The 18,618-nt window shown below is 70.9% G+C and carries 17 protein-coding genes; 5 read left to right on the top strand and 12 right to left on the bottom strand.

The genetic code is table 11. The annotated features are described in order from the left end of the window. Nucleotides 1–8 precede the first annotated feature (8 nt). Nucleotides 9–389 carry a hypothetical protein gene (locus ABD798_RS24100; protein ID WP_344878807.1) on the top strand — a complete coding sequence of 127 codons (381 nt, stop codon included), beginning with the start codon at nucleotides 9–11 and terminating at the stop codon, nucleotides 387–389. On the opposite strand, the gene ABD798_RS24095 is transcribed toward ABD798_RS24100, so the two are convergent. The 8 genes from ABD798_RS24095 to ABD798_RS24060 all read right to left on the bottom strand — a co-directional run bounded on the left by ABD798_RS24095 (nucleotide 386) and on the right by ABD798_RS24060 (nucleotide 10,802). Continuing rightward, complete coding sequence (locus tag ABD798_RS24095) at nucleotides 386–1,336, bottom strand: caspase family protein (protein WP_344878804.1); 951 nt, start codon at nucleotides 1,334–1,336, stop codon at nucleotides 386–388. The genes ABD798_RS24100 and ABD798_RS24095 overlap by 4 nt on opposite strands. Continuing rightward, complete coding sequence (locus ABD798_RS24090; RefSeq protein ID WP_344878801.1) at nucleotides 1,333–3,261, bottom strand: serine/threonine-protein kinase; 1,929 nt, start codon at nucleotides 3,259–3,261, stop codon at nucleotides 1,333–1,335. The genes ABD798_RS24095 and ABD798_RS24090 overlap by 4 nt, the downstream gene beginning before the upstream one ends. A gap of 78 nt (nucleotides 3,262–3,339) precedes the next feature. After that, on the bottom strand, nucleotides 3,340–3,711 hold the full coding sequence (locus ABD798_RS24085; protein ID WP_344878798.1) for a hypothetical protein: 372 nt from the start codon (nucleotides 3,709–3,711) through the stop codon (nucleotides 3,340–3,342). Nucleotides 3,712–3,729: 18 nt separating this feature from the next. Further along, nucleotides 3,730–4,716 carry a methylmalonyl Co-A mutase-associated GTPase MeaB gene (meaB, locus tag ABD798_RS24080; protein ID WP_344878795.1) on the bottom strand — a complete coding sequence of 329 codons (987 nt, stop codon included), beginning with the start codon at nucleotides 4,714–4,716 and terminating at the stop codon, nucleotides 3,730–3,732. Next, nucleotides 4,716–6,920, bottom strand: a complete 2,205-nt coding sequence (gene scpA / locus ABD798_RS24075; protein ID WP_344878792.1) for a methylmalonyl-CoA mutase — start codon at nucleotides 6,918–6,920, stop codon at nucleotides 4,716–4,718. The genes meaB and scpA overlap by 1 nt, the downstream gene beginning before the upstream one ends. Continuing rightward, nucleotides 6,920–8,725 (bottom strand): methylmalonyl-CoA mutase small subunit, encoded by a 1,806-nt coding sequence (gene mutA / locus ABD798_RS24070; RefSeq protein ID WP_344878789.1) that lies wholly within the window; start codon nucleotides 8,723–8,725, stop codon nucleotides 6,920–6,922. The genes scpA and mutA overlap by 1 nt, the downstream gene beginning before the upstream one ends. Nucleotides 8,726–8,988: 263 nt before the next feature. Beyond that, a complete protein-coding gene (locus tag ABD798_RS24065; RefSeq protein WP_344878786.1) occupies nucleotides 8,989–9,876 on the bottom strand; it encodes a serine hydrolase in 888 nt (295 codons plus the stop codon). Further along, on the bottom strand, nucleotides 9,873–10,802 hold the full coding sequence (locus ABD798_RS24060; protein ID WP_344878783.1) for a LysR family transcriptional regulator: 930 nt from the start codon (nucleotides 10,800–10,802) through the stop codon (nucleotides 9,873–9,875). Before ABD798_RS24060 ends, ABD798_RS24065 begins: the two co-directional genes overlap by 4 nt. A gap of 86 nt (nucleotides 10,803–10,888) precedes the next feature. On the opposite strand from ABD798_RS24060, the gene ABD798_RS24055 reads away from it, so the two are divergent. Next, a complete protein-coding gene (locus ABD798_RS24055; RefSeq protein WP_344878780.1) occupies nucleotides 10,889–11,836 on the top strand; it encodes an MBL fold metallo-hydrolase in 948 nt (315 codons plus the stop codon). A 94-nt stretch (nucleotides 11,837–11,930) separates the two neighbouring features. Continuing rightward, nucleotides 11,931–13,220, top strand: coding sequence for a glycosyltransferase 87 family protein (locus ABD798_RS24050; protein ID WP_344878777.1), 1,290 nt, complete (start codon nucleotides 11,931–11,933; stop codon nucleotides 13,218–13,220). 94 nt (nucleotides 13,221–13,314) lie between these two features. Here the strand turns inward: ABD798_RS24050 and ABD798_RS24045 are convergent, their stop codons facing one another. Next, nucleotides 13,315–13,536, bottom strand: a complete 222-nt coding sequence (locus tag ABD798_RS24045; RefSeq protein WP_344878774.1) for a hypothetical protein — start codon at nucleotides 13,534–13,536, stop codon at nucleotides 13,315–13,317. Between the two features lie 162 nt (nucleotides 13,537–13,698). On the opposite strand from ABD798_RS24045, the gene ABD798_RS24040 reads away from it, so the two are divergent. Further along, nucleotides 13,699–15,222 carry a peptide deformylase gene (locus ABD798_RS24040; protein WP_344878771.1) on the top strand — a complete coding sequence of 508 codons (1,524 nt, stop codon included), beginning with the start codon at nucleotides 13,699–13,701 and terminating at the stop codon, nucleotides 15,220–15,222. Nucleotides 15,223–15,315: 93 nt separating this feature from the next. Then, entirely contained in the window at nucleotides 15,316–15,648 is a 333-nt protein-coding gene (locus tag ABD798_RS24035) for a hypothetical protein (RefSeq protein WP_344878768.1), read from the top strand. A 57-nt stretch (nucleotides 15,649–15,705) separates the two neighbouring features. Here ABD798_RS24035 and ABD798_RS24030 read toward each other — a convergent pair whose 3' ends face one another. The 3 genes from ABD798_RS24030 to ABD798_RS24020 are packed head-to-tail and all read right to left on the bottom strand — an operon-like array spanning nucleotide 15,706 to nucleotide 18,554. Continuing rightward, nucleotides 15,706–16,395, bottom strand: a complete 690-nt coding sequence (locus ABD798_RS24030) for a histidine phosphatase family protein (RefSeq protein WP_344878765.1) — start codon at nucleotides 16,393–16,395, stop codon at nucleotides 15,706–15,708. A gap of 25 nt (nucleotides 16,396–16,420) precedes the next feature. Beyond that, nucleotides 16,421–17,449 carry a hypothetical protein gene (locus ABD798_RS24025; protein WP_344878762.1) on the bottom strand — a complete coding sequence of 343 codons (1,029 nt, stop codon included), beginning with the start codon at nucleotides 17,447–17,449 and terminating at the stop codon, nucleotides 16,421–16,423. Nucleotides 17,450–17,459: 10 nt separating this feature from the next. Beyond that, the gene (locus ABD798_RS24020) at nucleotides 17,460–18,554 is read right to left on the bottom strand and encodes a glycoside hydrolase family 5 protein (protein ID WP_344878759.1); all 1,095 of its coding nucleotides are present in this window, start codon (nucleotides 18,552–18,554) and stop codon (nucleotides 17,460–17,462) included. Nucleotides 18,555–18,618 lie beyond the last annotated feature (64 nt).

Raw genomic sequence — 18,618 nt, 5'->3', positions numbered from 1 at the left:
CTCTGCACATGTCGGTGACTGACCACCTCCACGCCCTCAACGCTGTGCTTCCGGGCGAGGAACCGCTCGTCCTCCAAGAGAGCCAGGACTTCTGGGACGACCGTTCCGAGGAGGTCGTCGATGCCGCGCACGCGGAAATCGAGGCCGCTCATCAGGCGCTCGCCGCCGCGCTGACAGAACGCTGGGGCGAGCCGAAGAAGGTCGACCTCGGGCCCTACCTGGAAGACGACGAGGCCGACGAGGAGCCCATGAGCCACCTCAGTCAGCTCTGCGGCGACGTGCTGGTCTGGCAGCGGGAGTCCGACTGGCTGGCGCTCGCGATCGGCCAAGCCGACGCGGAGTTCCCCATCCAGCTCCTGGCGGCGGCGGGAACGGCCACGCTCCCCTAGCGCCCGGTGCGGCGGGGTTTCCTGGCGATTCGCGTGCGGTCGGCCAGCAGGGCAGCGTGCAGGCGGGCGGCCTCGGCCACGTCACCGGTGCGGCCGATCCAGTGGGCGTGCTGTTCACGGGCTTTCAGGGTGCTGGGGTGGTCAGCTCCGAGCGTTCGAATGCGGTCGGCGACCAGTTCCGCGTAGCGCAGCGCGGCGGCGTCGGGCTCGTCCGGGTGGAGCGCGCGGTTGACCGACAGCGCGAGCAGCTCGGTGGTCCGCGTGCTGCCTTGTTGCGGCCGGGGCAGACCGCGATCGGTGAAGACGCGCAGCAACCGCCGGTAGATCTCGCCGAGTGTCAGCAGCGGAGGCCCGTCGGGGATTCCCTTGGCCAGCAACGTGATCAGCTCACCGGTGAACAGCGTGTGGACAGCCCCGACGGGGGCCATCGCCGCGCGGTTGGCGGGCGTCGCGGTGAGCGTGAACGTGCCGCTCACGGCGAGCTGCCCGGCCACCACTTCAGCGGCGCTGGACATGAACTCGGTGATCGCGTGCCCGGAGAAGCAGCAGTCCAGGATCAGCACGCGGTTGCGCGCGCCGGCGTCGGCCAGGGTCTCGCGCAGCCGCGCGAACGGCAGGCTGGTCCACCCGGGGCGCTCGGGATGCGTCGACGGCATGGCCAAGTGCAGCTCGCCGCGCGAGTCGACGAGCCCGTGCCCCGCGTAGTACACGAGCAGCACGTCCTTCGCCTGCTCCGCCGCCTCGGCCAAGCGCGCCCCGATCGCGGCGAGGTCGGGTTCGTCGATGAGCGCGGCGCAGTGCTTGAGCCCGGTGCCGGTCGTGGACGTGAGGATCGCCGCCAGGTCGGTCACGTTGTTGCGCACGGCAGGCAAGTCGTGCAGGTGCTCGAAGCGGCTCGCGCCGATCAGCACCGCGCGCGACAGCTCGGGGTCGGGCAGCCGCGTCACCGGCGGAACAGCTCGTAGGTCCCAGCAAGCACCTTGTCGCCGCTGAGCTTGACCTTGTTGTCGCCGTCGGCCTGGATGGTCACCGTCACCGTGCCCCCGTCCGCGAAATGCGGCCTGCACGTCAACCGCGTCTCGATCACCTCACCGGACGTGTCGGCTTTCCCCGTGCAGCCCGGTCCGCTCCCGGCGTCCCCTTCGACGCCACCGACGCTCCTGGACATTGACAGCGTCCCGTTGTTGATGCCGAGGTAATACACGACGGCGTTGTTGCGGCTACTGCGCCACGTCGCGTTCAAGTCGCGCTTGCGAACGGACGGCGCGGTGACGTCGACCGGCGCTTCGAAGTTGCTGAAGCGGACCTCGACTTCGGCGGAGACGAACGCAACCAGGCGGCCCCGGTCCTTTTCGATGCTCGCGGTGAAGGTGATCGGCGGTTTCCCCAGCTGGGTGATCGTGCCGCTGAAGTCGCAGCCGTTTCGGTCGACCGCGGCCACTCTCGGCAGCACCGCTTTCACCGCGGCGGTCGGTGCCGCGGCGACCGCGAGCAGTTTTCCCCTGTCCGAGGAAGCGTCGACCTCGGACCACTTGTCGGCAGCCCCCGCGTAAAGCTTCCCGCCGACCACCCGCGCTTCCTCACCAGCCGGCAGGGAAAGGCGCACTTCCCTCGCGACGGGATCGGCGGCACCACTGGCGGTGATCCGCTCCCCCACTCGCAGCGTGAACTCGTGCCCCGTCTGGTTGACCAGGTCGGCGCCGTCAGCGAGCACCTGCGTGTACGGCTTGTCGCCCACGACGAGGTTGCACGTGCTGTCGTCGTAGATCTGCTTCCCGACGAAGCCGCCGCCGACCCCGACCGCCGCGACGACCACGGACACGACGACGACCTTGGTCACCGCGACTCCCCCGGTCGTCGCCGCCGCGGTGGCTGCCGTCCCGGCACTCGCGGCAGTTCCAGCGGTGACGGCCGCCCCGGTCCCGGTCGCGGCCACGACAGCGCCGGAACCGGCTCCCCCAGCGCTGACAACGCCTCCGACCACGCCGAGCGTCCCGCCGACAGCGGTGATCAACGCGGCGGTCCGCTTGCCGACACGACCGCTGCCGCGCCCGCCCAGCAGATGAGGAGAAACCGGTGCCGCGCGATCGACCTCCTGGAGATCCAATCCGAGCAGCCAGTCCCGCAACTGCGCCGCAGTGGGCCGCGCAGCCGAATCCACGGACACCGTGGCGCGCAACAGATCGAGCAGATCCGCCGACACATCGGGCAGGCCCGGCAAGGGCGCGCTCCGCAGGGCGAGGTCCATCGGTGCGTCCTGCCACGGCACCGAGCCGCCGAGCGCCGCGTACAGCGTCACGCCCAGGCCGTACACGTCCCCGGCCTCGCTCGCCGCAGCACGCCCAACGGAGACTTCGGCGAGGTGCTCCGGCGCGGTGTAGGCGTCCACCACGGCAGGCACCGCGAGCCCAGGAGCCGTGGTCCCGAACCCGGCGAGCACCGCGCCATCGTCGATCACCAGAACGGTGCCGAGCTGAACCGCCCCGTGCGCGAGCCCGGCCGCGTGCGCGGAAGCCAGCGCGTCGGCGACTCCGACGCCGTAGCCCTGCGCGGTCCACACCGAAAGCGCGCCGCTGTCGAACAACCGCGCCGCCAGGGCCTCGCCCGTGCCGCACAGCAGGTGTGGCCGCCCGTCGCGGGTCAACCCGGCGGAGAGCACGTCCGCGATGTTCGGCGAGGCCGCGGCGACGGTCAGCGCGTCGGCCCAGCGCAGGCACTCCGCCCGCTCCTCTTCGGCGGCCGGCGAGCGCGCGACGGTCAGCACGGCCTCGCGCCGAGCGCCCCGCACGAGGTACGTGGTGGCGACGGGATCGGAGTCGATCAGCTCGACGACCTCGAAGCCCGCGGGCAACGCTCCGTGCATGTCACTCATCGAGTTCCCCTCACCACTCAGAGCGACTTCGGAGCGTATCGGGAATGATCACCCGCTCACACCACGATGAGGTTGCAATCAGCGCTCGGCGATGTGGGCGTCCCGCCGCGCCAAGGCTTCTGCCAGAGAAATGCCTTCGCGGCGCGCGACGGCACGACGAGCACGGAGGTCGGCACGGGTGCGCGGCCGGTACTTCGGGTCCTTGCCGCAACCGCAGGGCTCGAAGCCCTCGTAGCGCAGCCCTTCGTCGACGACCGCCCGCACGACCGACCACGCGCGCGTGTCGCGACGCGACGGAGCCGCGAAGTCGTGGCCCGCGCAGCGCATGGGCTCGGCGCACGTCGGGCACAGGTGCTGACGACCCTGTTCCGGGAAGTGCCGCTTGAAGCTCACACGGCACTCAGTGCACACGAAATGCAGCTTGTAGTGCGCGAACGCGTAAACACACACGCCGCCAACGGTACAAGCTCAGTCCCGGAAGGCCGCCAGGATTTGCTGAGCCGCCAGCGCCGGGGTGAGCGTGCCGTCGGCGACCTGCTGGTCCAGCGACGGCCCCAGCTCACGGACCTTCGGGTGCTCGGCGAGGTCCTGGAGCAGCTGGTCGCGCACCATCGTCCACGTCCAGCCCAGGAGTTGCTTGCGCCGCACCGCATCCAGCGCTCCGGAGGCGGAGAGCTGGTCGCGGTGCTGGATGATCTTCGCCCACACGCCGTCGACGCCGGTGTTCTCCAGCGCGCTGCACGTGAGCACCGGCGGGTCCCACCCGTCGTCGCCCATGCGCAGCAGCCGCAGCGCTCCGGCCAGCTCCCTGGACGCCTTCTTCGCTTCGCGCGCGTGGTCGCCGTCGGCCTTGTTCACCGCGATCACGTCGGCCAGCTCCAGCACGCCCTTCTTGATGCCTTGGAGCTGGTCGCCGGTGCGCGCGAGGGTGAGCAGCAGGAACGTGTCCACCATGTCGGCGACGGTGACTTCGGACTGCCCGACGCCGACCGTCTCCACCAGGACCACGTCGTAGCCCGCCGCCTCCATGACCACGATGGTCTCGCGGGTGGCCTTGGCGACACCGCCGAGCGTGCCCGCGGTCGGCGAGGGCCGGACGAAGGCGCGCGGGTCCACGGCGAGCCTGGCCATGCGCGTCTTGTCGCCGAGGATGCTGCCGCCGCTGCGCGTGGAGGACGGGTCGACCGCCAGCACCGCGACCTGGTGCCCGGCTTCGGTGAGCGAGGTGCCCAGGGTGTCGATGAAGGTCGACTTGCCCGCGCCCGGCACGCCCGTGATGCCGACGCGCCGTGCCTTGCCCGCGTGCGGGAGCAGCTCGGTCAGCAGCTCCTGAGCGGCGGCGCGGTGATCGGCCCTGCGGGACTCCACCAGCGTGATCGCGCGAGCGATCCAGGCACGCGAGCCCGCCAGGACCCCGTCGGCGTACTGGCCGACCTCGACCGGCTTGGCAGCCATCAGGCGGCGTGCCCGTGCTGCTGGGAGAGCTGGGCGAGCAGGTCCAGCGCCGCGTCGGCGATCACCGTGCCGGGCGGGAAGATCGCGGTGGCGCCCGCCTGGTAGAGCTCGTCGAAGTCGCCGGGCGGGATGACGCCGCCGACCACGATCATGATGTCCTCGCGGCCCAGGTCGGCGAGTTCCTTGCGCAGCGCCGGCACCAGCGTGAGGTGCCCGGCGGCCAGCGAGGAGACGCCGACGATGTGCACGTCCGCCTCGATCGCCTGCGTGGCGACCTCGGCGGGGGTCTGGAACAGCGGGCCCACGTCCACGTCGAAGCCCAGGTCGGCGAAGGCCGTGGCGATCACCTTCTGGCCGCGGTCGTGGCCGTCCTGGCCCATCTTCGCGACCAGGATGCGCGGCCTGCGGCCCTCCGCGAGCTCGAACTCCTCGGCGGCGCGGCGCGTCCTCTCGATGTTGCTCACTTCCCCGGCCTCCTGCCGGTAGACCCCGGAGATGGTGCGGATCTGGCCCGCGTGCCGACCGTAGACCTTCTCCAGCGCGTCGGAGATCTCGCCGACGGTGGCCTTGGCCCGCGCGGCGTCGATGGCCATCGCCAGCAGGTTCTGGTCCAGGCCCGGTCCCCTGCTCCCGGAGATCGCGGCGTCGGCGGCCTTGGTCAGCGCGCTCAACGCCTCCTGGCAGACCTGCTCGTCGCGCTCTTCGCGCAGCCTGCGCAGCTTGTCCAGCTGCTGGGCGAGCACGCCCTTGTTGTCGACCTTGAGCACCTCGATGGCCTCGTCGGCGTCCACGCGGTACTTGTTCACGCCGATCACCGGCTGGCGGCCGGAGTCGATGCGGGCCTGCGTGCGCGCGGCTGCCTCCTCCACGCGCAGCTTCGGGATGCCCTCGTCGATTGCCTTGGCCATGCCGCCCGCGGCCTCGACCTCCTGGATGTGGCTCCAGGCGCGGCGGGCGAGGTCGTAGGTGAGGCGCTCGACGTAGGCGCTGCCGCCCCACGGGTCGATCACGCGGGTGGTGCCGGACTCCTGCTGGAGCAGCAGCTGAGTGTTGCGGGCGATGCGCGCGGAGAAGTCCGTCGGCAGCGCGAGCGCTTCGTCCAGGGCGTTGGTGTGCAAGGACTGCGTGTGCCCCTGGGTGGCGGCCATGGCTTCGACGCAGGTGCGGGCGACGTTGTTAAAGACGTCCTGCGCGGTCAGCGACCAGCCCGAGGTCTGGCTGTGCGTGCGCAAGCTGAGCGACTTGGAGTTCTTCGGCTCGAACTGGTTGACCAGTTTCGCCCACAGCAGGCGCGCGGCGCGGAGCTTGGCGACCTCCATGAAGAAGTTCATGCCGATCGCCCAGAAGAAGGACAGGCGCGGTGCGAAGGCGTCGATGTCCAGTCCGGCCTCGCGCCCGGCGCGCAGGTACTCCACGCCGTCGGCGAGGGTGTAGGCCAGCTCCAGGTCGGCGGTCGCCCCGGCTTCCTGGATGTGGTAGCCGGAGATGGAGATCGAGTTGTACTTCGGCATCTTCTGCGAGGTGAACGCGAAGATGTCGGAGATGACCCGCATCGAGGGCTGCGGCGGGTAGATGTAGGTGTTGCGGACCATGAACTCCTTGAGGATGTCGTTCTGGATGGTCCCGGTGAGCTTCTCCGGCGCCACCCCCTGTTCCTCCGCGGCGACGATGTAGAGCGCCAGCACGGGCAGGACCGCGCCGTTCATGGTCATCGACACGCTCATCTTGTCCAGCGGGATGCCGTCGAAGAGCTGGCGCATGTCGTAGATGGAGTCGATCGCCACGCCCGCCATGCCGACGTCGCCGGGCACGCGCGGGTGGTCGGAGTCGTAGCCGCGGTGGGTCGCCAGGTCGAAGGCGACCGAGAGGCCCTTCTGCCCGGCGGCGAGGTTGCGGCGGTAGAAGGCGTTGGACTCCTCGGCGGTGGAGAAGCCCGCGTACTGCCGGATCGTCCACGGCTGGTTCACGTACATCGTCGGGTACGGCCCGCGCAGGTACGGCGTCGCGCCCGGGTAGGTGCTCAGGAAGTCAAGTCCCGCAAGGTCTTCGGCGGTGTACAGCTGCTGGACCGGGATGCCCTCCGGTGTCTCCCACAGCAGTTCGGCGGGGTCCTGGTCGAGCCGGTCCCGCCACTGCTGGACGCCCGGGGCGCTCTGCTGCGCGCCGAGGTCGAGGTTGCCGAAGTCGGGGATGTGCGGCGCCATCAGAGCGCTCCTGCCTGGCTCAGGGTGGTCCGGAGGACGTCGAGGGCGTCGCAGCCCGCGTACACGTAACCGTCAATGACATTTTCGCGGTCACCTGCCCGCTCTCCGGGTTTCCCGGCGAGCAGCACGGTCTTGGCGCCCGCCTCCTTCAGCGCGCGAGCGACGGGTTCAGCGTGCTCGGCGTAGTCCTTGTCGTGGCCGCACAGGCACGCGACAGTCGCCCCGCTGTCCACAAAGGACTTCGCGATGGCGTCGGGGTCGGTGCCCGGACCGGCGGCGGGGGTCTCGATGCCACCGGCCTGGAAGAGGTTGCCCGCGAAGGTCGAGCGCGCAGTGTAGGCCGCGACCGCGCCGATCGTCGCCAGGAACACCTTCGGCCTGCTCGGCGCGGCGTCGGCGGCGTCGCGCAGCCGCTCGAAGGGCTCGGCGTAGCGGCGGCGTGGCAGTCCGCCCTCGGGTCGGGCCGGAGCCGCCGGGCGCACGGGCAGCTTCTCGGTGAGGTTCGGGAACTCGCTGACGCCGGTGATCGCGTCCTTGCGGTGGGCGATCCGCTTGAGGCGCTTGGCCCACGTCGCCTCCAGCCGCCGCTCGATCAGCCCCTCGCGCAGCGCGGTGGCGAACCCGCCCGCGCGCTCGATCTCGGTGAACCACTCCCACGCCGCGGCGGCGAGGTCGTCGGTCAGCTTCTCCACGTAGTAGGAGCCGCCCGCCGGGTCCAGCACGCGCGCGACGTGGGACTCCTCCAGCAGCAGCGACTGCGTGTTGCGGGCGATGCGGCGCGAGAAGTCGTCCGGCAGGCCCAGGCACGCGTCGAAGGGCTGCACCGTCACGGAGTCCGCGCCGCCGACTCCGGCCGCGAAGGTCGCCAGCGTCGTGCGCAGCATGTTCACCCACGGGTCGCGGGCGGTCATCATCGCCGAGGACGTCACCGCGTGCTGCCGCTGCGGCTCATCAGGGGCGCCCGAGAGTTCCGCGACGCGAGCCCACAACCGCCGCGCCGCACGGAACTTCGCGATGGTCAGGAACTGGTCGGCGGTGGCCGCGTAGCGGAACTCGATCTGCCGGAAAGCGTCCACAACGGACAGTCCAGCGTCGGTGAGCACGCGCAGGTAGGCCACCGCGGCGGCCAGCGAACAGCCCAGCTCTTCGGCGTCGCTGCCGCCCGCGTCGTGGTAGGGCAGCGCGTCGACCATGATCGTCCGCAGGTTGGGCGCGCGGTTGGCGTAGGCGGCGATCTCCGCGAGGTCACCCGCGACGCCGGTCTTCGCCTCCAGGCCGAGCGGGTCGAACCCCAGGTTCCCGCTGGGCTCCTCCGTGAGCGCCAGCAACGCCTCCGCCGCGCGCGCCGAGTCGGCTCCCGCGTCCAGGACGACTCCGGCCAGGTCCAGGTAGACGCCGTCGAGGGCTTCGCCGAGCTTGTCGATGGGCAGGCCCTGCGCTCCGACGGTCAGCCACAGCGACGTGACGCCGTTCTCCAGGTCCGCCAGGATCGCGTCGTTGGTGGCCTTCGCGTCGGACAGGGCGTGGCGCTGCCGCACGTCCCACGCCTCGCGCCTGGCCTGGCCACCGCGCACGAACGGCGCGAGCCCCGGCACTCCGGCGGCGGGCACCACGTCCTCGGCGGTGTAGAGCGGGGCGACGGTGATCCCGTCGTAGGTCGTCCGCGCGAACCGGTCCTCGGGCCGGTCGAGCCCTTCAGTGTCCACACCGGACTTCTTCAGCACACCAGCGACCAGTGCGCGCCAGTCCTCTCTGCTCACCGCTGGGAAGTCGGTGGCGAGGGACAGCTCGGACGGCAGCGTCATGCGGGGGATCGTAGCCAGTCCGCCGCAGGCCGGGGACGATCAAGGTGGCAACTCTCACCCCTATTCGACCCCTTCTCTAGCCAATCCCCTAACCCACCCAACCCCACCGCTCGCCCATCGCTCCGCTTAAGCCCTGAACGGGTCGTTTGGTGCGTTGAGCGCACTAAACGACCCGTTCAGGGCTCCCAACGCACCAGACGCGGCGTTCGCGTGCGGCGCAGGTGGTGGCCAGCGGGGGTTTGCGGGTCTGAAGACGGCGTGGACTACGGCGTGCGGGCGCGGAGGTGGTCGACGGCCAGGCGGGCGGTGGTGCCGATGACGGCGTCGGCGGCGGGGAGCGTGAGGGACGTGCGCACGCTCGCGGTGAACACGGCCACGGCGTAGCGGCCGCCGTCCGGGTACTCGACGACCCCCACCTCGTTGCGCAGCGTGGGCAGCGTGCCGGTCTTGCCCGCGACGCGCACGTCGTCGAAGGGGAAGCCTGACGCGAGGCGGTGTGGCCACACCTGCAACCCGAGCAGCCGCCGCATCGCCGCGCACGACTCGGGCGACGCGGCCTCGTCGCGCCACAGCGCGGCGAGCAGCGCGGTCATCTCGCGGGGCGTGCTGCGGTTGGTGTGCTCCGGCCGCAACGCGCTGAGGGTCCGCAGCACTCGGCGGTCGGTCAGCAGCGGCGCGAGCGAGGCCGCGTCGGCGACCCCGGCGTCGCGCACCATCGACGCGGTCTGCTCACGGCTGCGCTGCACCACACATGTGGTGCTCAGCCCGAGCGAGGCGGTCGCGCGGTTGATCGCCGAGAAGCCGACGAGGTCCACCAGCGCGTCGGCCGCCGCGTTGTCGGAGACCGTCATGGCGAGCAGCGCGAGGTCCCGCACGGACATGCTGACCTGGTCGAACATCGCGCCGATCCCGGTCGGCCCACCGCTGCGCGCCCCAGCCTCAAGTGTCACTCGACCCTCCAGATCCACCTCACCCGTCTCCGCGGCCCGGAACACCGCGAGCAGCAGTGACAGCTTGAACACGCTGGCCAGCACCACAGGTGTGTCAGCGCTGACCGCGACCTCGCCCGGACCGTCGATCTCGCGGGCGTGCAGCCAACCGGTCACTCCGGCGTCGGCGAAGCGCTCCGCCACCTCAGCGATCACTGTCATGGCAGGTACTCCGTGGTGGGCCGGGGGTGAAGAGGCGGGCGCGGCACGACGACGGCGGGCATGGCCGCGGTCAAGATCGCCGCGAAGGCGGCGACGGCCGGGGTGTGCTTGCCGCGCGGCCACACCGGCGAAGTCCGCCAAGCCAGCGGCGAGCCCACGAGCGGACGGCAGTGCACGTCCGGGTGTGGAGCCGGGGAGTCGAGGTGGTGCAGGGCCACAGCGGAGCCCGCCAGCACCAGGCCCAGCGCGAAGCCCGGTGTCGCCGCCTCGTGCACGACGCGCGGGGTGAAGCCGTGGCGAGCGCACGTGGAGAGCAGCTCGTCGTGCGAAGCGGGCGCGGTCGCCCGAGGGAAGATCACCAGTTCGTGCCCGGCGAGCTCGGCCAACCGCACGGGACCGGGAGGCCAGCCTGGTGGGCACAGCACCCCCAGCGGTCGGCTCAGCACTTCGCCCTGGTCCAGCCACGGCGCGTCGAAGGGGTGCCGCAGCACGCCGACGTCCAACGTGCGGTCGGCCAGCGCGCGCAGTTGCTCGGCGGTGCTCAGCTCGCGCAGCGTGAGCCGCACGTCGGGGCAGCGCTCGCGGAACTCCGACACCAGGCTCGCCACCACGTCGCCGGGCAGGTCGGGAAGCATCCCGCCGCGCAGCACCCCCGCTGCCCCGCGCCGCAACCGGTCGGCGACGGTGTGCAGGTGGTCGACGCGGCCGAGCACTTCGCGGGCCTCCACCAGCAGCGCGGCACCCGCATCCGTGAGCTGGACCTGACGTGAGGCGCGGTCGAACAGCCGCACGCCGAGCTCGTGCTCCAAGCGCTGGATTCGCTGTGACAGCGGCGGCTGGGACATGTGCAGGCGGCGCGCGGCACGGCCGAAGTGCAGCTCCTCGGCCACCGCCAAGAAGTACCGCAGATGCCGCACCAGGTCCACGAGCCGGGACGATATCGGATTCGATATGGACACGGTTCCGATATTGGTGTTGGACTCGATCCGCGAAGCGCTGATCTGCTCGAGCCATGTGCACAGGACATCTGAGCAGGCGCGGACTCCTCCGAAGCGCGGCCGTCGCCGGCGCGGCCATGAGCCTGCCGGGAACCGCAGCCGCTGCCCCGGCGCCGCTCAGCGGACCGGGCGCCACCCTCCGCTGGCTCGGCGTGGCGGGCTGGGAGCTGAGCGCGAACGGGCGGCGAGTGCTCTTCGACCCCTACCTCAGCCGTATGGAGTACCGGGTGCCCGGCGGCTCGGCGATCAACGAGCGCGGGCGGCTCGCGCTGCGCCCCGACCTGGTCGACCGCACGATCACCGAGGCGCCTGAGCTGATCATGGTCAGCCACGGCCACTGGGACCACGTCGCCGACGTGCCGCACCTGCTCGCCCGCTTCCCCGCCGCGCGCGTGGTCTGCGGGCGCAGCACAGCCTTCCTGCTGGAGGCGTGGGACGTGCCGCGCACGCGGATGATCGTCGTCCGAGGCGGGGAGAACCTGGAGTTCGGCGGCCTGAGCGTGCAGGTCGTGCCCAGCCTGCACTCGATGACCGCCGAGCACGCCTACCTGCTGCCCGGAGAGCTGAGCGCGAAGCCGCGCCCGCCCAGGACGCTCGGCGAGCTCGTCGAGGGCGAGACCTTCGCCTTCCAGGTCGGCTTCGGCACCCGGGAAGTCCTGCTCTTCGGCGCGACGAACTACGCGGAGCGGGAGCTGGCCGGGCTCACCCCGGACGTCCTGGTGGCCAGCATGACCTCGTGGAAGCCGGTCCACGCCTATCCGGCGCGGCTGGTGCGGGCGCTCGGCTCACCGCCGCTGACGGTGGCCAGCCACCACGACGACATGATCACCTCTCTGGACTCCCCCGACCTGCCCGCCACGATCAACACGGCGGGGCCCGCGGCGTTCCGGACCGAGGTCGCGGCGGCGGGACTCGTGACGAACGTTCACGAACCGACTCATCGCAAGCCCTTCACCGTGTGATCTGGGGCACTTGTCGGCAACTCGCCAGGGGGGCCGTTCTGTCTAGTGGGGGCGACGGCGGAAGAATGCGCCGGCCCCCATCGAAAGGTCACCGATGCGCACGAGCCCGGCCGAGCCGGAGACCCGCGACGACGATCCGAAGCCCACCGCTCCGGGACGGCGCAAGCTGCCATGCCCGCCGTGGCTGCTCGCGGGAGCGGTGGCGTTGTTCGCGTTCTCCGTCCACCTGCGCGTCTCCGACATGCTCGCCTGGGAGCCGTTCCGCGCGCACATGCACGACCTCGCCGTCTACTACAGCGCGGGCCAGGACCTCTGGAACAACACCGGGCTCTACACCAAGAACCACGCGGGTCTGCCGTTCCTCTACTCCCCGTTCGCGGCGCTGTTCGCCTCCGCGATGACGCTGCTGCCGCTGGGCAGCGTGCCGTGGGTGATGACCGGGCTGAGCATCCTGTCGGTGCTCGTGGCGATCTGGTGTGCGTGGGGCATCGCCGGGTTCGCGGTCTCCTCCGGGCGCCTGGCGCTCACGCTGGGCGTCGGCGCGGTGGCCATGCACCTGGAGCCGATCCAGTCCAACATCGCCTTCGGCCAGGTCAACGCGCTGCTGATGGGCCTGGTGCTGCTCGACTTCGCGCTGCCGAAGGAGAACCGGCTCAAGGGCGTCGCGCTCGGCCTGGCCGCCTCGGTCAAGCTCATCCCGGGCGTGTTCATCCTCTACCTGCTGCTCACCGGGCGGATCAGGGCCGGGGTGACCGCGATCAGCACCGTCGTGGCCACGATCGCCATCGGCACCGCGTTCCTGCCCGTGCAGTCCGCGCAGTTCTGGACCGGCGGCTTCGCCGACAGCTCGCGGATGGGCGCCTACCTCTTCTGGCACGGCAACCAGTCGATCAACGGCATGGCCGGTCAGGCGTTCGTCTTCGACCAGCCCGCGCTGCACGTCACCCGGCTCTGCCTGGCCGCGCTCCTCGGCGTCATCGGGCTGATCGTGGCGACCAGGCTCGGCAGGCGCGGCATGGAACTGCCCGGCGTGCTGATGACCGCGCTCACCGCGCTGCTGGTCTCACCGATCTCCTGGCACCACCACTGGGTCTGGGTCGCCCCGTTCCTGGTGCTGCTGATCAGCCAGGCGATGCGCCCGATCGGACCCCGGCTGACCTGCGCGGCGGCTGCGGTGAGCCTGGTGCTGATCACCGCGTGCTGGCCCGACCCGTACGCCAAGGACCCACCGGGCTCGATCGGCTTCCTGTGGTGGGGCATCCCCCAGGACGACCCCGCGCACGCGTTGATCTTCGTCGTGCACAACCTCTACACGATCGCCGGGCTGGTCGCCTTCGTCGTCGTGGCCGTCGCGACGCTGCGGCGCCCGACTGGTCCGAGGTGATCAGGGGGTTCCTTCCCGGTCCGGCGTTCGCAGGCGCCGAAACCCCCTGATCACCTCTGCTTGGCGTTCACTGCGGCACCGCGGTTTCCGGGGCCTAGGACACGCTGCGGTGCCACAGGAGCTCGCCAAGATCAATGTCGGGGACAACCGTGGCGTTCGCCATGGCCACCGTCCGCATCTGGGCCTCGTCCGGGCCGTCGATCCACACCACCTGGTACCGCCGCAGCAGCCGGTCGTAGCGGACGACGACGTGCACCCCGGTCCGGACGGCCAGCAGGCTGGCCAACCGGCGGGCGGAACGAGCCCTTGTGCTCACGGTGATCACGGTTCACTTCCGATCCGTAGGCAGTTCCCTTATTTCTGCAGATCCCGTGCTGTCCCTTCGGAAACGAGGACACCACGGGGGCCTCGTTTCGATCTAGGCTGAGTGGGACTCACGCGGCGCTCACGCTCACTCACGGTGCGAGACGGAGGCGAGATGACCGAAGACCAGGACTTAGCTCCCGGGCTCGTACTCCCCCACGACGCCTTCGTCGAGGAGTTCCGCCGCTGGCGGGACGTGCGCGCGCTGTCCAAGACCGCGCTGGCCGAGGCCATGGGCTACAGCCGCTCCTACGTCTCCAAGGTCGAGAGCGGCCACGAGCGGGCCTCCCGCGAGTTCGCCAAGGCCGCCGACATCGCGCTGGGCGCCGGTGGGGCTTTGCGCCGGGCGTGGCGCGGCTACGAGCAGGCACGCGGGCACCAGCCGCCGCACCCGAGGACCCCGACCCCGCCGGAGTACCTCGTCGACCCCACCCAGCACGGCAGCCTGCTCGTCGAGCACGACCACGCCGAGCTGCACTACGACGGGCACACCTACCGGGCGACGATGCGGCGCAAGCTGTTCAACAACGGCGCTGATCCGATCACCCGCTACCTGATCCGCATTTCGGTCGACCGCTTCCCCGGCCGCCCGGACCAGTCCAACCGGCTCTACCGCGACCAGCCGCTCACGTGGGAAGAAATAGATCTCCACGCGTGGTGGGGCGAGGACCGGGCGGAGCCGATGCAGTTCGTGCCCCAGCACGACCGGGACGCCGTCAAGGAGGTGTGGCTGCTCTTCGCCAACGACAGCGGGCACTTCCCGCTGTACCCGGGCGAGAGCACGTGGATCGAGTACACCTACGCGGTCGGCGACGACAAGTGGGGCAACTGGTTCCAGCGGGCCGTGCGGCTGCCGACGAAGCGGCTGTCGATCCGGCTGGACTTCCCCGCCGAGCTGGGCCCCTCGGTCTGGGGCCTGCACACGTCGATGACCGCGGACTCGATGCCGTTCCGCACCGCCATATCCGACCAGCACGAGGGAGACCGACGGATCTACTCCTGGGCGACGGAGGACCCGCCGATGAACGCTCGGTACCGGTTGGAGTGGCACTTCCGGCGCAGGCCCGCCGAAGCCGCGACACGACAGGCCAAGCCCAGCGAGACCATGCGCTCGCTCGGCGTCATCCAGCACGACGAACCCCTGCTGCGCAGGCCCGCGCGCCCGTTCACGCTGCCCGAGGACGCCGAGGACGCCAAGCGGGTGGTCTCGGAGTTACAGGCGGCCACCGCACGGGTGGCTCGGGCGCACGTGTTCGGCAAGGGCATGGGCATCGCGGCGAACCAGATCGGCATCGACCGCGCGGCGGCGATGATCTGCCCGCCCGCCGGGGCCGACGTGATCACCCTGTTCAACCCGAGGGTGATCGAGTCCTCCGACGAGGTCGACGAGCAGTACGAGGGCTGCCTGAGCTTCTTCGACGTGCGCGGCATGGTCCCCCGGCCGCTGTCGGTGCACGTGGAGCACCAGGACCTCGACGGGACGCGCCGGATCACGATCTTCAACCAGGGGGTGGCCCGGCTCGTCCAGCACGAGGTGGACCACCTGCACGGCCGGTTCTACACCGACCGCATGGCCCCCGACGTCCACCCCATCCCCGTCGAGCTCTACCGGGGCGTCGGCGCCGACTGGAAGTACTGATCACCTTTCGGGCGGGCCCGAAGCCGATTTATGAGGGTTTTTCCTGGGTGTCACGGTGGTCAGGACCACCGAAAGCTCTCGAAAGGGACACCCATGCGCATGCGCTCCGTGCTCGCCGCCGCCACCACCGTGCTCGGCCTGCTCGCGCTGCCCTCGGCGGCTCAGGCCGCGCCCGTGACGGACGAGGCGAAGAGGTGCGCCGACAACGCTTTCGTCGTCAAGGGCATCTACATCAGCTACGGCAGCGGCGACCTGTTCTGCCTGACGGCGGGACGCCCGGAGCTGTACCCGATCGAGGGCGCGACCGGGTGCGGACCGCTCAGCAAGGGCGGCACCGGCCACGGGTTCACCAAGGACAACAAGAAGATCAGCTGCAACCTGCCGGTCAACTTCGCCCGGCAGGACATGCGCTTCGCCACCAAGTAGGGCCCGGGGGTCGTGAAGACACCCCGACCCCCAGCGACAGCGTGACCGGAGTCCAGCTCAGGCGGTCGAGCCGCCGACGGCGGCGTGCGCGGTCGCCATGGCCGCCGCGTCCGCGCGCGGCACCAGGCTCGACAGGTCCCCGCCGGTGTCGTTGACGCGCAGCACGTAGGGCCGGGTCTCGGTGTAGGTCACCACCGACATCGAGCACGGCTCGACGACGATCCGCTGGAAGGAGTCCAGGTGCAGGCCGAGCGCGTCGGCCAGCACGGCCTTGATCACGTCGCCGTGGCTGCACGCGATCCACACCGCGTTCTCGCCGTGCTCCGCCGTCACCCGGGCGTCGTGCTCCCTGATCGCCGCGACCGCGCGCGCCTGGACCTCCGCCAAGCCCTCACCGCCGGGGAAGACCGCCGCGGAAGGGTGCTGTTGCACGACCTTCCACAGCGGCTCCTCCAGCAGGTCCTTGATGCCCTTGCCGGTCCACTCGCCGTAGTCCACTTCGGACAGACGCGGCTCCTCGACGGCGGTCAGCCCGAGCTTGGCGCTCAGCGGCTCCAGCGTCTGCACGCAGCGGTGCAGCGGGGAGCGCACCAGGCCAGCCACCGGGACCCCGGCGAGGCGGTCGACCAGCTCCCGCGCCTGCTCCTCACCGCGCTCGGCCAGCCCGACCCCCGGCGTGCGCCCGGCGAGGACACCGGCGCCGTTCGCGGTGGAACGCGCATGTCGAAGCAGGATCACGGTAGCCACGAGACCAGCCTAGGTCACCCCGCTCTCAGCGCACCCCTTCCCTGACCCAGCGGAACTGCCCGGTCTCCGACAACGACAGGAACGAGTCGCCCAGCGGTGGATGCGTCCACGCGATGGCCTCGGTCGCGACCAGCGCGTGGTCGGGCTCCCAGTAGGCATGCGCCTTCGGGGGTGCCGAGGCCAGCGCCTTGACCAGCTCGTCGCCCCGCAACGCGGGGGAAGCCTCGTAGCGCAGCCACCCGTTCGCGGTCGCGACCAGCAGTTTCCCGTCGCGGAGGTCCGCCCCGGTCGGCTTGTGGTTGCGCTCGGGAACACCGGTCGGCGGAGGCAGGACGGCGACCGCGACCGCCTCGGCGACGGTGCCCGGCTCAGCGGGGACGGGGAGCTTCAGCACGTGGCCCTGCCTCAGCTCCGAGCCGCTCGGCGCGGTCTTCACCAGCAGGTGCGGGACCCCGTCCACGAGGAACAGCGACTCGGAGTTGATCCGGGCGGCGGTGTAGCGGTAGGAGAGGTCGGCGCGCACCTCGGTCGCGCGCAGCGGGTCGGGCTCGGGGAAGCGGAACAGCTCCCCCGGCTTGTCCGCGTGCGGGTTGTTGCCGATGTTGCCCAGCCACAGGGAGTCGGTCGCCGGGTCGAGCGCGACGTCCTCGATGTCGACGTTGGGCACGTTGGTGCCGTCGGCGCGCTTGAGGTAGACGTACTTCGCGTAGCCGTCGCACGAGCGCTGCGGCACCCCGTCCGGCCAGCGCAGCAGCTTGCCCGCCGCCGGGTCCAGCCACACCGCCAGCACGGTCCGGCGGTAGCCGACGCGCACGGGATCGGGGTTGGCGGTGCCGTCCCTGATGATCCAGAACACGCCGGGATACCGGTGGCTGGCCACGATCCCGCTCGCCTCGTGCAGGTTCGCGCCGTTGTACAGCTCGCCGGTGCGTTCCGGGAAGGTGTCGTTGTTCAGCACCGGTTGGAGCTTGGTGGTGCTGTCGGTCCCTCGTTGTCCAACCAGGAGCGCGGCGCTGACCAGCGTCAGCAACCTCCGTCGGTCGATTCCACGCACAGCTGTCCCCTCACCAAGTCCGGAAACGGTCGCGAACGTTGGCTCCGGCGTCCGGCCCGCGCACAGGCTCGCCGTTGACGCAGCCGGAGCCCTCCAGCGTGGTCGGCTCCCAGTTCGGGTGCAGCGCCTTGACCATCGTTCCCGGCACGTCGAAGGCGTGGGCGAGCAGCGGCACGCCGCGCTGGCGCAGGTAGTCCAGGAACGGCTCGACCATGCCCGGCATCCCCGCGCGGCACGCGTCGTGGTGCGCGTTCCACTCCGTGACGATCACCGCCGCGCCGCGGTCGAGGAGGTGGCCGAAGCGCTCCTCCCACCGCACACGATTGCGCTCAAGGGAGTTGTTCGCCGCGAAGTGCCAGTAGTACGGGTGCGTCGCGTATGCCACCTGCCCCAACGGATCGGCCAGCCGGTGCGGCCACATCCCCTCGAAACGCTCCGCCAGCGCCGCCCCGTTCACCACGAGCACGTTCCGCGCGCCCAGACCCCGCACCGCGTTCACGAGCTGCTGGTGGCCGACGACGTCAGCGCCGTCGCCGTCGCGCCACACCTTCCACCCCGCCTCCGAGGTGTCGTTGCGCGGCTCGTTGAACAGCTCGAACAGCACGCCGTGATCGCCCGCGAACTTCGGCGCCAGCGTCGTCCACGACCGGATGGTCCGCCGCGACGGCATGAAGTTCACGTCGCCGCACGTCGCCACCTGGTCCTGCATCGACAGGATCACCGTGAACCCCGCCGCGCGCGCCTTCGCCACTCCGGCCTTCACCCACGCCAGGTAGGCCCCGCCCGCGTAGTACGGGTGCTGCGGGTCCAGTGCCACCTGGCTCACCTGGAACCGCAGCGTGTCCGCGCTCCACTTCCCTTTGGCCGCAGCGAGTTCCGCGTCCGAGTTGTCCGCGAAGGTGTCGTGCGCGTGCTTCGCCCAGCCCGGCGCCTTGCCCTCGTCGAGGCACTTCTGCGGCGTGGCCAGCGCGACCATGTTGAAGCCGTGCGGGAAGAAGGGCTGTCCGCCTCGAAGCCACTGGGTGCCGTGGAGCCGGACGGCGTCGTCCGGTGGCGCTGTCACCGGCGCCAGGACGAGGAGGAGAGCGAGCAGGGGTTTCAGCATGGGCGGGGATCCCATACTCGTTCACGTTGGCCGGACAAGGCCTTTCACCGTGGGGCGAACACAA

Source organism: Allokutzneria multivorans, assembly GCF_039537405.1.
GTDB classification, from domain to species: Bacteria; Actinomycetota; Actinomycetes; order Mycobacteriales; family Pseudonocardiaceae; genus Allokutzneria; species Allokutzneria multivorans.
Note: the sequence above shows the minus strand (reverse complement) of the source record. Positions and strands in the feature narration are given on the sequence as shown.

Excerpts from the sequence above, each read along its gene's own strand:
- ABD798_RS24100 (WP_344878807.1), top strand. The coding sequence starts at position 9 with ATGTCGGTGACTGACCACCTCCACGCCCTCAACGCTGTGCTTCCGGGC.
- ABD798_RS24090 (WP_344878801.1), bottom strand. The coding sequence starts at position 3,261 with ATGAGTGACATGCACGGAGCGTTGCCCGCGGGCTTCGAGGTCGTCGAG.
- meaB (WP_344878795.1), bottom strand. The coding sequence starts at position 4,716 with ATGGCTGCCAAGCCGGTCGAGGTCGGCCAGTACGCCGACGGGGTCCTG.
- scpA (WP_344878792.1), bottom strand. The coding sequence starts at position 6,920 with ATGGCGCCGCACATCCCCGACTTCGGCAACCTCGACCTCGGCGCGCAG.
- mutA (WP_344878789.1), bottom strand. The coding sequence starts at position 8,725 with ATGACGCTGCCGTCCGAGCTGTCCCTCGCCACCGACTTCCCAGCGGTG.
- ABD798_RS24065 (WP_344878786.1), bottom strand. The coding sequence starts at position 9,876 with ATGACAGTGATCGCTGAGGTGGCGGAGCGCTTCGCCGACGCCGGAGTG.
- ABD798_RS24055 (WP_344878780.1), top strand. The coding sequence starts at position 10,889 with ATGTGCACAGGACATCTGAGCAGGCGCGGACTCCTCCGAAGCGCGGCC.
- ABD798_RS24050 (WP_344878777.1), top strand. The coding sequence starts at position 11,931 with ATGCGCACGAGCCCGGCCGAGCCGGAGACCCGCGACGACGATCCGAAG.
- ABD798_RS24040 (WP_344878771.1), top strand. The coding sequence starts at position 13,699 with ATGACCGAAGACCAGGACTTAGCTCCCGGGCTCGTACTCCCCCACGAC.
- ABD798_RS24035 (WP_344878768.1), top strand. The coding sequence starts at position 15,316 with ATGCGCATGCGCTCCGTGCTCGCCGCCGCCACCACCGTGCTCGGCCTG.
- ABD798_RS24020 (WP_344878759.1), bottom strand. The coding sequence starts at position 18,554 with ATGCTGAAACCCCTGCTCGCTCTCCTCCTCGTCCTGGCGCCGGTGACA.